Below are 13,454 nucleotides of genomic sequence, written 5' to 3'. Positions count from 1 at the left end.
TATCATTCTCATCGACTACCGATGGTAATCGTGCAGCCCGCTGCCAGCCCTGTTGCTGGCCGTGTCGCGGTTTGATGTCGTCCTGCCTGCCAGTCTGCCATGCCTACACGCGCGTCTTCGTCGTGGTTTGCCCGGCCAGTATCGCACTGGGTGGGGCCGCGCGCCTTGGCCGCGCTGGTGCTGGCGCTGTGCCTGGGACTGACGTATGGCGCCTGGCGCAATGCCCACGACGCCAGCGAACAGCAGGTGCAGGCCGATTTCGATTTCCGCGTGCGCGAACTGGTGAACAACATCGCCGGCCGCATGCAGACCTACATCCAGGTGTTGCATGGAGTGCAGGGACTGTATGCCAGTTCGCAGGAAGTCACGCGCCGCGAATTCCATACCTATCTGGCGGTGCAGCAGGTCGACCGCCATTTTCCCGGCATCCACGGCATCGGCTACCTGCCGCTGGTGCCCGGCGCCGCCCTGGCGCGGCACGAGGCCAGCGTGCGCGCGGAGGGCTATCCCGGCTATGCCGTGCGCCCGCAGGGCCAGCGGGCCTGGCACGCGCCCATCACTTATCTGGAACCTTTAAGCGAGAGCAACCTGCTGGCCTTCGGCTATGACATCTGGTCCGAACCCGTGCGCCGCGCCGCGCTCGAGCAGGCGCGCGACACGGGCCAGGCCGCCATGACGGGCAAGATCCACCTGGTGCAGGATGGCGGCAGCGCCCAGGCGCATGGCTTCCTGATCGTGCTGCCCGTGTATGACAATGGCTTGCCGCATGCCAGCGTGGAGCAGCGGCGCGCCGCCTTGCGCGCCTGGGTGTTTGCGCCGTTCCGCATGGGCGACCTGATGGCGGGCGTGGGCGGCGAGGCGGCGCGTCAGCTGGACCTGGAAATCTATGACGGCGCGCAACTGACCGAGGCGGCGCTGATGTACGACAGCTTGCCGGGCGCCTTGTCGTCTGCCGCCTCGGACAGCCTCGTGTCGCGGCAGGCGATCGCCATCGCCGGCCGCCCCTGGACCTTGCGCGTGCGCGCCATGCAGGGTTTCGATGGCGAGCAGCTGGCGCGGCCCCGCCTGGTGGCCTGGAGCGGTTTGCTGGCCAGCATCGTGCTGGCGCTGGCGGCCTGGCTGCTGGCGGCGGGCCGCGCCCGTGCCCAGGCGGCGCTGGCGCGCTCGAGCGAGTTGACCGGCCAGCTGGAGCAGGGGCAGGCGAGCGTGCTGGCGATGGCCGAGGCGGCGCAGCGCAGCCAGGCCATGCTGCGCAGCATCCTCGATTCGACCATCGACGGCATTCTGGTCGACAACATCAATGGCCGCATCTTCACCTCGAACCGGCGCTTCCGCGACCTGTGGCAAGTGCCCGACGCGCTCGACTGGCAAGCCGATGGCGCGGCGCTGGTGCGCCATGTGGAAAGCCAGCTGGAGCAGGCGGCGCCTTTCCTCGGTGCGCGCGTCCACGCGCCGCACGGCCACCGCGAGCGGCGCGACGTGCTGCACCTGCGCGATGGACGGGTGGTCGAACAATATGTGCGCAGCATGCAACTGGGCAATGAGCAGGCGCGCTTGTGGACCTTCCGCGATATCAGCGAGCGCAGCCAGATGGAACGGCGCGAGCATACGCGGCGGCAAGTGCTGGAAATGCTGGCCACGGGCGCGCCGCTGGAGCGGGTGCTGGAAAGCGTGGTGCTCAGCGTGCAAGCGGACCATCCCGCCATGCTGTGCAGCATCTTGCTGCTCGATGAAAGCCGCCACCGCCTGGTGCTGGGCGCGGCGCCGAGCTTGCCCGCGTTCTTCAACCTGTCCAGCCATGGCCACGACCTCGACACCCTGCAGGGCGTGCATGGCATCGCCGCGCAGGCCGTGCGCGACGGCCAGCGCGTGATCGTGGGCGACCTGCATGCCGAGGCGCAGGAAGCGATGGAACTGGCGTGCCGGGCCCAGCTGCAATCATGCTGGGCCGAGCCCGTGCGTGGCGGCTCTGGCAAGCTGCTGGGGGTGCTGATGGCGTATCACCGCCAGCCGACCTTGCCGGGCGCCGCGCATCTGGCACGCCTGAGCGAGGCGGCGCACCTGGCCGGCATGGCCATCGAACAGGCGCAGGTGGCGCTGGCCCTGCGCGCCGGCGAAGCGCGTTTCCGCAGCCTGTACGACCATGCGCCCGTGGCCTTGTGGGAACAGGACTGGTCGGCCGTGCGCGCCGCGCTCGATGCTCTCGAGGAAGCGGGCGTGCGCGATCTCGGTGCCCACTTCCAGGCCAATCCGGACGCGCTGCAACGGCTGGCGGGACTGGTGCGCATCATCGATGCGAACGGCGCTGCGCTGGCGCAGGTGCGCGCCAACGAGGATGACCAGCGCCGTGGCGCGCTGAGCCTGGCACAGAATTTCGATGACAGCGCCTTGTCCCGTTTCGGCGATGCGCTGCTGGCGCTGGCTGGCGGCGCCCACCTGTACGAGTGCGAAAGCAGCTTCGTGCGTCTCGATGGCGCGGCGCGGCAAAATGAATTGAGCCTGCTGGTGATGCCCGGCCATGCGGACAGCCTGGACTTTGTCATGGTGTCTTCGCTTGATATCACCGAGCGCAAGCGCATGAACGCGGAACTGCTGCAGCTGGCCACCACGGATTTCCTGACCGGCTTGCCGAACCGGCGCCACTTCATGGCGTCGCTGGAAAACGAGCATGCCCGCTTGCAGCGCGAACTGGCCAGCTGCGCCAGCGTGCTGATGCTCGACATCGATCACTTCAAGCGCGTCAACGACGAGTATGGCCACGCCGTGGGCGATGCCGTGCTGCGCCACCTGGGCGCGCTGATGTGCCAGGCGCTGCGCAAGGTCGACGTACCGGGCCGCGTGGGCGGCGAGGAATTCGCCATCTTGCTGCCGGGCACGGACCTGCCTGCGGCGGCCGTGTTTGCCGAACGGCTGCGCCGGCGCGTGGCGGAAAGTTCGCTGACCACCGATGGCGGCATTGTGATCACCATCACGGTGAGCATCGGCATGGCCGCCATGGTCGGCACCGATGCCGATTGCGACGCCGTGCTGGCGCGCGCCGACGAAGCGCTGTACCGGGCCAAGCGGGGCGGGCGCAACCGCATCGAACAGAATGACGGCGGCGGCGACGGCGTGCTCAGCAAGTTTATGGCGCAGTGATTACAGGCTGTGCTGACGTGTCTGCGCCTGCTTGCGGTTGCGGCTGACGATCAGCCAGACGATGGCGACGGGTATCAAGAGCGGCAGCAGCACGGGCGTGCTCAGCGCCAGTGCCAGCGCCACGCACAGGGCCACCACGGCGATCAGCACCACGCCCACGCCGGCCAGCACCACGCCCGTGACGACGGCGGCGCACACCAGCGCAATGGCGGCGATCAGCAAGCCGCCGCCGGCAAACACCAGACCGAACAGCCACTCCAGCGGACCGTCGACGTCACTGCCGTTGAACTGCATGTGCATGTCGCTGCCGGCTATCTTGTCGAGGAACAGGCAGGCGAGCATGACGATGAGGACGAAGGTGAGCAATTTTTTCATGGTAAGCCTCAGTGTGTGGGTGATCGGGAGTTGCATGGTCACACTGTAGGGGCGCGCCCCGCTTGCCGCCAGCGGTGTGCGACAGGCCGTCATTTTCACGGTATGGAAGGCGGTGGAGGCCGGAAAACGCTGATCTGGAACAAGATTTCTTTTCTTGTAATGTGCGCAAGCCGTCCTATACTGAACACCTCAGTCTCGCAAGGAGGGCAACATGCTTTTGTTTGCAGATACCGGGGATCAATCGCTATCCCTTTTCCACCATCGAACCACGCGCCAGCGTAGCGCCACGCAGTCCTGCGCCGAACCCGTCGGCGCGCCATCGGCGATCCCGCCGATCATCATCACCCCGTTCAATTACCATGCGCCGCTGCCGGCCATCGACCCGCGCTGGGTACCGCCCGGTCCGCCGCTGACCTGGCCCAACCGGCCTGCCATGTCCATGTGCTGATACCTGGCCATTGAAAGAAATGGCCAGTCTGCTAGTGAAAAGCCCGCAGTGCGGGCTTTTGCGGGTGCATGCCTGGAATTAGGATTGCTTGCGGCGCAGCATGAAACCCAGCAAGCCCAGGCCGGCCAGCAGCATGGCATAGGTTTCCGGTTCGGGAACGGCTGCGATGAAGGCGTGGTTGTCGCTTTCAAACGCATCCTGGCCTGTCGAGTGAAAGGCGATCGAGGTAAATTTTTTCCCTGCGCCCGCCCACGCGTTTACATACAGGCCGACCGATTGATCGCCATTGGCGCTGATACTGCCCAGCGTGGCGATTTGCGATCCCGTCAAGGTGACCGTGCTCTGATCTCCCATGGTGAAGACGACGCTGTTATACGTATCTGGCGAACCCATGTAGAAACCAAAATAGCTGAGGCCGCCACCGAAGGTGGCGACGCCAGGGGTGATCTGGCCATTCGTCACGCCGACGGAATAGAAGGCCGTCAGATCGTTCGGCGGCTGCGCGGCATAGCCCGGATGATTGCTGGTAAAGACGCTACCCGTGTAATTGCCGGGCAGTAGTCCATTATTGAAATTGATGGTGGTGGCGCCTGCTACCGACGTGACCAGCCCCTCGCCCGCCAGTACAGTACCGCCGGTAGTGAAGGTGGGAACTGCGCTGGCGCTGCCTGCGGCGACGGCGAGCGTCGCGCAGGCCAGAGTGGACAAGATTTTCATGTTGATTCCCTCGAATGTGTGGGTGTGCACAGCTATGTGTATCAGGAACGACGAAAGTGCCCGGCGTGGCGAGGCAATGCGGCGTGCGGAGACGAGGGACGTCGCATGATGAAAGAATTTCTTGGGGCCAAGCATTACTACGTGCAATATTTAAATATAAAAAACACAATTCAGATTGCAAAATAATAATAGGTTTACTTGAGAAATATCAAAGCGCGATTGCTAGAGGAAAGCTACTACATTGATAGCTTGTCTTATTGCCGGGATCGACTATGGCGGGCTGCGCCTTACCTTGCGGCAAGGCGGCACGGGTGGGCATTTTCGACTATCATGCTAGCCCCGACCTTCCATCACGAGCACCGCCATGAGTACCGATTTCCCCGATTTTTCCGACGAATCCGCCGAGCCGGACAATGACGCCCCGATCCAGGAGCCGCGCCTGTGGGTAGGCAATGGCTGGACGGCGCGCGTGATCAAGAACGAGGAAGATGAAGGCTGGGCCGTGGCCATGATCAAGGATGGCGAGCCGGAGCCGGCCCTCGTGGGCCCGTGGACCATGGGCCGCGACAAGAAAAACCCGAAGCCGCTCGACGTCAACGCGTTTAACACGCTGGTGAAGACGGCGTCCGAGGTGCTGCGCCGCCACGAGCAACAGCTGCATGCGCAATTGCACAAGAATGTGTTCGTCGCCACCGACGAGGGGCAAGTCAAGGTGATGTTCGACATCGTGCCCGACGAAGACCACCCGTACGCGGAGCTGAGCGCCTACGACGCCGACGGCGAACAGATCGCCAAGGTGCGCACTTCGGCCGCCTTCAAGTTCAATGCCACATCCGCGGCGAACTGGATCGAAGGCGGCTACCGCCGGCCGTAAGCTGCATATTGTTGGCGCCGATGCTGGTGTCGGATTACGCTCCTGCGGAGCTAATCCGACCTACGTCTGCGGAACCGACGCATGGACAGGTAGGTTGGATCAGGCCTGAAAGGCCGTCATCCGACGTCACCACCGGCGTCAACAATGCGTCGGATTACGCGCTTGCGGCCTCGGCGGCCCCCGCTACTCCGACCTGCCTCTGACGGCATACGCCAGCCGGTACAGCAGCGGCAGCACCAGCAGGGTCAGGGCCGTCGACGACAGGATGCCGCCGATGACCACGGTGGCCAGCGGGCGCTGCACTTCGGCGCCCGTGCCCGTGGCAATGGCCATCGGCACGAAGCCCAGCGACGCTACCAGCGCCGTCATCAAGACGGGCCGCAGGCGCGTGATCGCTCCCTCGCGTATCGCATCCTGCAAGGGCATGCCCTGTTCGCGCAATTGGCGGATGTAGGCGATCATTACCAGGCCGTTGAGCACGGCCACGCCGGACAGGGCGATGAAGCCGACCGCTGCCGAGATCGACATGGGGATGTCGCGCAGCCACAGGGCGACGATGCCGCCCGTCAAGGCGAACGGGATGCCGCTGAAGACCAATAGTCCATCCTTCACGTTGCCGAACATGGCGAACAGCAACACGAACACGAGCGCCAGCGCCACGGGCACCACCAGTTCCAGGCGTTTTGTCGCTGACTGCAGCTGCTCGAACTGGCCGCCCCAGCTGGTCCAATAGCCGGCGGGAATGGCCACCTGCGCTTGCAACTGCTGCGTGGCGTCGGCAACAAATGAGCCGATATCGCGCCCGCGCACGTTGGCGCTGATGACGATGCGGCGCTTGCCGTCTTCGCGGCTGATCTGGTTCGGCCCCGGCGCCACTTGCAGGCTGGCCACTTCGCCGAGCGGGATGAAGCGGGCACGGCCTTCCGCCGCCGCGCCCAGGGGCAGGGCGATGGGCAGGCGTTTGAGTTGCTCCAGGTCGCTGCGCAGGCTGTCGGGCAGGCGCACGACGATGTCGAAGCGGCGGTCGCCCTGGAACAGCGTGCCTGCCTCTTGCCCGCCGATGGCCGTGGCGATCGCCGACTGCACGTCGGCAATATTGAGGCCATAGCGGGCCGTCTGCTCGCGGTCGATCTGCACCGTCAGCATGGGCAGTCCCGTCGTCTGCTCGACTTTTACCTCCGTTGCGCCCGGTATCTTGCCCAGCACGCCGGCGATCTTCGCCGCCGTGCTGTCGAGGACGGCCATGTCGTCGCCGAACAGTTTCACGGCCACGTCGCTGCGCACGCCGGAAATCAGTTCATTGAAGCGCAGCTGGATCGGCTGTGAAAACTCATAGTTATTGCCCGGCAAGCTCGTGGCCGTCGCCTCGATTTCCGCCAGCAATTGCTCGCGCGACTTCTTCGGTTCTGGCCATGCGTCGCGGGGTTTGAGCATGATGTAGCCGTCGGAAATATTCGGCGGCATCGGGTCGGACGCGATCTCGGCCGTACCCGTGCGGGCGAACACGCGTGCGATTTCCTTGTGGTTTGCCATCAGCTTGCTTTCCAGCTGCCGCTGCATGGCCAGCGATTGGCTCAAGCTGGTGCCGGGGATGCGCAGGGCCTGGATGGCGATGTCGCCCTCGTTCAGGCTGGGCACGAATTCGCTGCCCATGCGCGTGGCCAGCAAGCCGGACAGCACGACGGCTACCGCCGCGCCCGTCAACACGACGGGCGTGTTGCGCATCACCTTGTCCAGCAGCGGCGCATACCAGCGCTTGGCGGCGCGCATGATGGCGTTTTCCTTCTCCGCCACCTTGTCGCCGATAAACAGCGCCACGGCGGCCGGGATGAAGGTGATCGACAGCAGCATGGCACCGAGTAGGGCGATCACCACCGTCAGGGCCATCGGCGTAAACATGCGGCCTTCCACGCCCGTCAGCGCGAAGATGGGCAAGTACACGACCATGATGATCAGCTGGCCGTACAGCAGGGGCCGGCGCGCTTCTTGCGATGCCGCAAACACTTCCTGAAAACGCTCCTGCAAGGTCAGCGGCCGTCTCAGTTTTTGCTGCGCATGGGCCAGGCGGCGCACGCAGTTTTCCACGATCACCACGGCGCCATCGATGATGATGCCGAAATCGAGTGCCCCCAGGCTCATCAGGTTGGCGCTCACATGGTATTGCACCATGCCCGTAAACGTGAACAGCATGGCCAGCGGAATCACCATGGCCGTGATGATGGCCGCGCGGATATTGCCGAGGAACAAAAACAGGATGGCGATTACCAGCACGGCGCCTTCGAGCAGGTTTTTCTTCACCGTATTGATGGCCTTGTCGACGAGCACCGTACGGTCATACACGGTGACGGCGTGCACGCCTTTCGGCAGGCTGCGGTTGATCTCGACCATCTTCTTGTCGACGGCTTGCGACACGGCGCGGCTGTTCTGCCCGATCAGCATGAAGACGGTGCCGAGCACCACTTCGCGGCCGTTTTCCGTGGCCGCGCCCGTGCGCAGTTCGCGCCCCAGCACCACGTCGGCCACGTCGCGGATGCGGATCGCCACGCCCTGCACATTGGCGACGACGATGTTGCCGATGTCATCCTTGGACGCCACCTGGCCCGGCGCGCGTATCAGCAGCTGCTCGCCCTGCTTTTCGATGTAGCCTGCGCCCACGTTGCTGTTGTTGCGCTCGAGCGCCGTCACCACGTCTTGCAGGCTGATGCCGTAGGCGGCCAGTTTTTCCGGATACGGCGCCACCTGGTATTGCTTGGCGTAACCGCCGATGGCATTGATTTCCGTGACGCCCGTGACATTGCGCAACTGCGGCTTGATGATCCAGTCCTGGATTTCGCGCAAGTCCGTCGGCGTGTACGGCGTGCCGTCCGGCTTTTTCGCGCCGTCCTGCGTTTCCACCGTCCACAGATAGATTTCACCGAGGCCCGTGGAGACGGGCCCCATCTTGGGCGTGATGCCAGCTGGCAAGCTTTCCTTCGCTTCCTGCAGGCGCTCGTTGATCATCTGGCGGGCAAAATAGATGTCCGTGCCATCCTTGAAGATCACGGTCACTTGCGACAGGCCATAGCGCGACAGCGAGCGCGTCTGTTCCAGGTTCGGCAAGCCGGCCATGGCCGTCTCGATGGGGAACGTCACGCGCTGTTCCGTTTCCAGCGGCGAATAGCCGGCGGACTGGGTATTGATTTGTACCTGCACGTTGGTGATGTCGGGCACGGCGTCGATGGGCAGCTTCTGGTAGCTGTAGATGCCCAGGCCGGCCATGGCGGCCACGGCCAGCATCACCAGCCAGCGCTGGTCGATGGCGAAGCGGATCAAGCGTTCAAACATGATGGTTTCCTTAGCTTTGACGTGATCAATGTTCGTGACCGGCAGCATCTTTGCCCAGCTCGGACTTCAGGACAAAACTGCCTTGCGCCGCGTACGGCGTGCCGGCGGCCAGGCCCTGCTTGATGTGCGTCAGATTGCCATCGCTGCGCCCCAGCACCACGGGCGCGGCCTGGTAGCCCTCCTTGATCTGCACGAAGACGACGGGCTTGTCTTCCACCGTCTGGATGGCCGTGCTCTGCACGGTGACGGGCGCGTCCGCTTCGCCGGACACCACTTCCACGCTGACGAATAACCCCGGGCGCCAGGCCATGTCGGGATTCTGCAAGCTGATGCGTGCCTTGGCCGTGCGCGTCTGTTCGCCCAGCAGCGCACCCACGTAGGTGATCGTGCCTTGCGCGCTGGCATCAAAAGCGCTGGCTTTCACCTCGGCCTTGCCTCCCATGCGCACGGTGGCCAGGTCCTTCGCCGGCACGGCGATTTCCGCCCATACGGTCGACAGGTCGGAAATGACGAAGATGTTCGCGTCTTCCTTGACGGCTTCGCCCAGGGTGATGTGTTTTTCCAGCACCATGCCGTCGAACGGCGCGCGGATCTCGTAGCGGTTCAGCGGCCCCTTGGCAGCGCCGCTGGCGCCCAGCGCGCTGAGTTTTTGCTGCGCATTCTGCACGGCGATTTCCGCCTCGCGCCACGCTTGCTGCGCCTGCAGGTAATCTTGCTCGGCCGAAATTTTCTCGCGCCACAGTTTTTCTTCGCGCTCATACGTGGAGCGGGCCAGCGACAAGCGCCGCTGCGCCGACAGCAGTGCGCTGCGCTGCTCCGACAGTTCCGTGCTGGCGATGACGGCCAGTACCTGCCCCTTTTTCACCAGCTGGCCCAGGTCCGCCTGCACGGCTTCCACCACGCCGGCCAGGCGGGGCACGACGTGGGCCGTGCGGTCTTCATTGAAACGGATTTCGCCGGGAAGGGCGACCGTCGTCTTGATGCGGCCGGGCGCGGCCGTGGCGATGACGACGCCGGCCGCGCGGCTTTGCGCAGCCGTCAATTCCAGCTTGCCTTCCACCTCCTCGTGGCCGTGTTCGTCTTTCTTTTCAGTATGTGCTTCCGTCTTGACGGCGGTGGGCGGCGCGGTCTTGGAATTGCCCGTGCCCAGGATGAGGATGGCCAGCACGATGCCGGCGGCCGCGATGGAGGCGATGGCGATCGCCTGCTTTTTGTTCAGTGGGATGTTCATGGAGGATATTCCTTACAGAGGAGCTGGTGTGCCCAGCAGGCGCTCGATCTCGGCGGCGGCGTGCTGCGCTTCCGTCAGCGCGCGCAGGTATTGGTTTTTGGCTTGCAGCAAGGTGCGCTGAGCATCGAGCACGTCAAGGAAGGCGAACTTGCCGAACTCAAAGCCCTTGCTGGCCGCGTCGTAGGCGCTTTGTGCGCCAGGCAAGATGTCCTGGCGCAAGCTTTCCACGTCGAGCCGGGCCGTGGCCAGCCGTTCGCTGGCGGCGGCGACAGCCGTCTGCACGGCGATGCGGGCGGCGGCCAGTTCGTCGCTGGCCTTGTCGCTGCGGCGCAGGGCGTCGAGTTTGTTGCCCGCATTGCGGTCGAACAAAGGCAGCGGCAGGGCCAGGCCGATGATGGCCTGGTTGCGGCCCAGTTCTTCCGAGCGCTTCATGCCGATGCTTACCGTGACGTCGGGCGTGGCGCGCCGCTGTTCCACGTCCAGCATGGCTTGCCGCTGCGCCAGCGCGCTGCGGGCCTGGCGCACGGCCGGGGCCTGCTCCAGGCGCGCCGCCAGTTCGCTGCCTGGCGGCAGCTGCGGCAAGGTTTCCAGCCGGCCCTCGGCCACGGTAAAGCGGGGCGCGGCGTTGCCCCACAGGGCGGCCAGGCGCTTGCGGGCGCTGGCCAGCGTGCTGCGGGCCAGGTTCAGTTCCAGCCGCACGCTCGCTTCGGCGACCTTGGCGCGGGTTTCCTCGACAGGGGAGGCCTTGCCGGCCGTCACCCGGCGTGCCGTGATGTCGCTGGCGCGCGCGGCCAGCGCCTGCGCGCTGTCGGCCAGGCGCAAGCCTTCCTGCGCCGCCAGCACGTCGACAAAGGCGGACGTGACGGCGGCGCGCGTGTCGGCTTGCTGTAGCGCAAGGCCGGCGTGCGCCAGGTCTTCCCCGCGCTGGGCGACGGCGGCGCGCGCACCGCGTTTGCCGCCCAGTTCTATGAGCTGGTTGAGTTGCACGGTGGTGCTGCGCGTGGCGCGCCGCGTGTCTTCCAGCACGGTTTGCAGTTCCGGATTGGGCAGGGCGCGTGCCTGTTGCAGGGCGCCGCCCTGCGCCGCCAGTTCATGGCGGGCGGCCGACAGGATGGCGTTGCCGCCTTCGGCCAGGGCCAGCGCGGCGGGCAGGGTCAGAGGCGCGGCGGGTTCTTCAGGTGTTTGCGCGTGCGCAAAGTTGCCGGCCAGCAGGCCAGCGGAAAGTAACAAGATGATTCGGTACATCGAATTCTCCAAAAGCATGGAAAAGAATTCGACGGGACGCGCAGGCTTGCGCCTGCTTTAGTCAGGCCCGCATATTGCGATCAGTGAAAGAAGCGTCCCGTCGGCCTAGATGGCCGACGACCAGTCAGGGCGCTTGGGAGCGTCCGGGATGTGGGAAGCGTAAAAGAAGGGGGACGTATCCGCGTTGACGGACGCCATGTCGCCGACGGGCAGGCTGGAGCCGGCCGGCAGCCACGCATGGCCGATGCCGTGGCAGACGTTGCAATCGCTGTGCGGCTGGCCCTTGGATTGCTTGTCAGCCTTGTCGGCCACGGGTTTTTTGTCCGCATCGGCCTTGTGCTGGTGGCTGTGGTGGCCCAGGTGCTGCGCCGCCTTGCCTTCCTCGTGCAGGCAATACGCGCTCGCCGCGGCCCAGGACATCTGGAGCGGAAGCACGAACAGCAGCAAAATGAGGAAGAATCGTCGCATGGTGATGGCTATTGTACAGAAAGGCGGGCGGCCGTGCCGTGCTTAGCGTGGCTGGGCGCGCCACGCCTTCAGTTGCGCGGCGATGGCCTTGCCCTGGAATAGCTGCGGCTCGGAATGCTCTTCCGCCTCCATGCCGCCTTCGAGGAAATCGGCAGCTTCGCGCGCCTGCACCAGCACCTTGGCCTTGTCGAAGGCCTCGGCAAAGCCGGCGCTCTTGGGCAGCGCTTCCTTGAAATACGCTTCGCTGAAGTAAGTAAAATCGTTCTGGTCGTCGCAGCCGAACGAGGTGCGGTCGCTGCGCGCGGCCGTGATGATGAGGGTGTTGTCATCTTTTAATGGCGCAATGAAACCGCCTGCATAGCAGGCCGAGATGACGATGACTTTCCAGCGGATGCCGCTGTGCTTGAGCATGCCCGCCAGCTCCTGCGCGGGCAGGCTGTGCAAATCCATGCCGTTTTGCGCCAGCGCCAGTTCGTGCTCGGGCGAGCCGTGGCTGGTGAGGAATAAAAACAGGATGTCGTTCTGCTTGTCCATCTTCGCGCCCAGGGCGTCGAGGCTGGCGGCGATGCTGGTGCGCGTGGCCATCGGCTGCTGCGCCACCGTGTTGCGGCTGTTGACCAGCATCAAGGAGCGGCCCACGGTGCCGTAATCGCGGTCGAACTGGCGCTGCACGAAGGCTGTTTCGCGGTGAAACACTTCCTGCGCGCCGTCGCCCGCCACGCCCAGCAGGTACAGGTTGATCTTTTTCGCCGCGTCGCGCGGCGCGATCCGTGCCAGGGCGCCGTCGAGCAGGCTGCGCTGGTTGTACAGGGCCAGCTCGATATTGTCGCGCGTGAGCTTGTCCAGGGCTGGGTCGTCCAGCTGGCCTTCCGTCCAGTTGCCGCTGTCTTCGCGCCGGCCGTCCGGCTGCGCCACCGCGTAGCGCAGCACGCCCTTGCCGTCGAACTGGCCATTCTTGAAGCCGCCCCGGTATTCGTCGCCGTCGGCCGTGCGCAGCACGCCTTCGCCATCGAATTTCCAGTCCTTCAGCTCGCCTTCGTAGTGGATGCCGTCGCTGGTGGTGACTTTCGCCTTGCCCTGCACCTGGCCCTGGACGAAGTCGCCTTCGAAGACGGTGCCGTCCGTGTCGGTCAGCTTGCCGGCGCCGTGCGGGCGCCAGTGCTTGAACTGTCCCTCGAAGGTGGCGCCATCGGCGCCCTGGAAGCGGCCTTGCCCCTCGAAGCTGCCCTTGACGAAGCTGCCCGCATAGATTTCGCCCTTGGGCGAGGTGTAGCGGCCGATGCCGTCGAAGGCGCCCTGGCGGAAGGCGCCCGTGTATTCGACGCCGGACGCCTGGCGCAGCTTGCCCTGGCCGGAAAACACGCCGCGCGCGAAGCCTCCTTCATAAAAGGCGCCGCTCGCGTATTCGAGCCGCCCCTGGCCGTGCATCTTGCCCGCGACGAGGGGGCCGAAATAGCGTCCGCCATCGGCCGTTTCCGCCGCCGGCGCCTTGGCTGGCGCGGCGCACAGCGGCGGCATGCCCAGCGCGGCAAAGGCCAGCAGGCCGGCGAGGGTGTAGGGGCGAAGCGAGGCGCGTAGCGTGGCGGTCATGAGGACGGTCTGGTCTGTGGGAAGGGGCCTAGTCTGCCACTGTA

10 protein-coding genes are annotated in these 13,454 nt (G+C 65.2%); 3 read left to right on the top strand and 7 right to left on the bottom strand.

Annotated elements, in window-relative coordinates; genetic code table 11:
• The first annotated feature begins 99 nt into the window (after positions 1 to 99).
• Entirely contained in the window at positions 100 to 3,138 is a 3,039-nt protein-coding gene (locus ACQ4WQ_RS12825; protein WP_436497557.1) for a sensor domain-containing diguanylate cyclase, read from the top strand.
• Here the strand turns inward: ACQ4WQ_RS12825 and ACQ4WQ_RS12820 are convergent, their stop codons facing one another.
• A complete protein-coding gene (locus tag ACQ4WQ_RS12820) occupies positions 3,139 to 3,513 on the bottom strand; it encodes a hypothetical protein (protein WP_436497555.1) in 375 nt (124 codons plus the stop codon). It abuts the gene before it with no gap.
• 211 nt (positions 3,514 to 3,724) lie between these two features.
• Between ACQ4WQ_RS12820 and ACQ4WQ_RS12815 the strand changes: the two genes are divergently transcribed.
• Positions 3,725 to 3,961: a hypothetical protein gene (locus tag ACQ4WQ_RS12815; RefSeq protein ID WP_326458405.1), complete on the top strand. Its 237-nt coding sequence runs from the start codon at positions 3,725 to 3,727 to the stop codon at positions 3,959 to 3,961.
• A gap of 78 nt (positions 3,962 to 4,039) precedes the next feature.
• On the opposite strand, the gene ACQ4WQ_RS12810 is transcribed toward ACQ4WQ_RS12815, so the two are convergent.
• Positions 4,040 to 4,678: an Npun_F0296 family exosortase-dependent surface protein gene (locus ACQ4WQ_RS12810; RefSeq protein ID WP_436497553.1), complete on the bottom strand. Its 639-nt coding sequence runs from the start codon at positions 4,676 to 4,678 to the stop codon at positions 4,040 to 4,042.
• Positions 4,679 to 5,042: 364 nt separating this feature from the next.
• On the opposite strand from ACQ4WQ_RS12810, the gene ACQ4WQ_RS12805 reads away from it, so the two are divergent.
• A complete protein-coding gene (locus tag ACQ4WQ_RS12805; protein WP_326458404.1) occupies positions 5,043 to 5,552 on the top strand; it encodes a hypothetical protein in 510 nt (169 codons plus the stop codon).
• Between the two features lie 183 nt (positions 5,553 to 5,735).
• Here the strand turns inward: ACQ4WQ_RS12805 and ACQ4WQ_RS12800 are convergent, their stop codons facing one another.
• The 5 genes from ACQ4WQ_RS12800 to ACQ4WQ_RS12780 all read right to left on the bottom strand — a co-directional run bounded on the left by ACQ4WQ_RS12800 (position 5,736) and on the right by ACQ4WQ_RS12780 (position 13,410).
• Positions 5,736 to 8,876 (bottom strand): efflux RND transporter permease subunit, encoded by a 3,141-nt coding sequence (locus ACQ4WQ_RS12800; protein WP_436497551.1) that lies wholly within the window; start codon positions 8,874 to 8,876, stop codon positions 5,736 to 5,738.
• A 25-nt stretch (positions 8,877 to 8,901) separates the two neighbouring features.
• The gene (locus ACQ4WQ_RS12795; RefSeq protein ID WP_436497549.1) at positions 8,902 to 10,107 is read right to left on the bottom strand and encodes an efflux RND transporter periplasmic adaptor subunit; all 1,206 of its coding nucleotides are present in this window, start codon (positions 10,105 to 10,107) and stop codon (positions 8,902 to 8,904) included.
• Between the two features lie 12 nt (positions 10,108 to 10,119).
• On the bottom strand, positions 10,120 to 11,352 hold the full coding sequence (locus tag ACQ4WQ_RS12790) for a TolC family protein (RefSeq protein ID WP_436497547.1): 1,233 nt from the start codon (positions 11,350 to 11,352) through the stop codon (positions 10,120 to 10,122).
• Positions 11,353 to 11,457: 105 nt separating this feature from the next.
• Positions 11,458 to 11,820, bottom strand: a complete 363-nt coding sequence (czcI, locus tag ACQ4WQ_RS12785) for a cation efflux protein, CzcI family (RefSeq protein WP_326458400.1) — start codon at positions 11,818 to 11,820, stop codon at positions 11,458 to 11,460.
• 42 nt (positions 11,821 to 11,862) lie between these two features.
• The gene (locus tag ACQ4WQ_RS12780; RefSeq protein WP_436497545.1) at positions 11,863 to 13,410 is read right to left on the bottom strand and encodes a C13 family peptidase; all 1,548 of its coding nucleotides are present in this window, start codon (positions 13,408 to 13,410) and stop codon (positions 11,863 to 11,865) included.
• Between the last annotated feature and the right edge of the window lie 44 nt (positions 13,411 to 13,454).

It is taken from the genome of Janthinobacterium goodfellowi, from assembly GCF_051380695.1.
In the GTDB taxonomy this organism is placed as follows: Bacteria; Pseudomonadota; Gammaproteobacteria; order Burkholderiales; family Burkholderiaceae_D; genus Janthinobacterium.
Note: the sequence above shows the minus strand (reverse complement) of the source record. Positions and strands in the feature narration are given on the sequence as shown.

Excerpts from the sequence above, each read along its gene's own strand:
- ACQ4WQ_RS12810 (WP_436497553.1), bottom strand. The coding sequence starts at position 4,678 with ATGAAAATCTTGTCCACTCTGGCCTGCGCGACGCTCGCCGTCGCCGCA.
- ACQ4WQ_RS12795 (WP_436497549.1), bottom strand. The coding sequence starts at position 10,107 with ATGAACATCCCACTGAACAAAAAGCAGGCGATCGCCATCGCCTCCATC.
- ACQ4WQ_RS12800 (WP_436497551.1), bottom strand. The coding sequence starts at position 8,876 with ATGTTTGAACGCTTGATCCGCTTCGCCATCGACCAGCGCTGGCTGGTG.
- czcI (WP_326458400.1), bottom strand. The coding sequence starts at position 11,820 with ATGCGACGATTCTTCCTCATTTTGCTGCTGTTCGTGCTTCCGCTCCAG.
- ACQ4WQ_RS12790 (WP_436497547.1), bottom strand. The coding sequence starts at position 11,352 with ATGTACCGAATCATCTTGTTACTTTCCGCTGGCCTGCTGGCCGGCAAC.
- ACQ4WQ_RS12820 (WP_436497555.1), bottom strand. The coding sequence starts at position 3,513 with ATGAAAAAATTGCTCACCTTCGTCCTCATCGTCATGCTCGCCTGCCTG.
- ACQ4WQ_RS12780 (WP_436497545.1), bottom strand. The coding sequence starts at position 13,410 with ATGACCGCCACGCTACGCGCCTCGCTTCGCCCCTACACCCTCGCCGGC.
- ACQ4WQ_RS12815 (WP_326458405.1), top strand. The coding sequence starts at position 3,725 with ATGCTTTTGTTTGCAGATACCGGGGATCAATCGCTATCCCTTTTCCAC.
- ACQ4WQ_RS12805 (WP_326458404.1), top strand. The coding sequence starts at position 5,043 with ATGAGTACCGATTTCCCCGATTTTTCCGACGAATCCGCCGAGCCGGAC.
- ACQ4WQ_RS12825 (WP_436497557.1), top strand. The coding sequence starts at position 100 with ATGCCTACACGCGCGTCTTCGTCGTGGTTTGCCCGGCCAGTATCGCAC.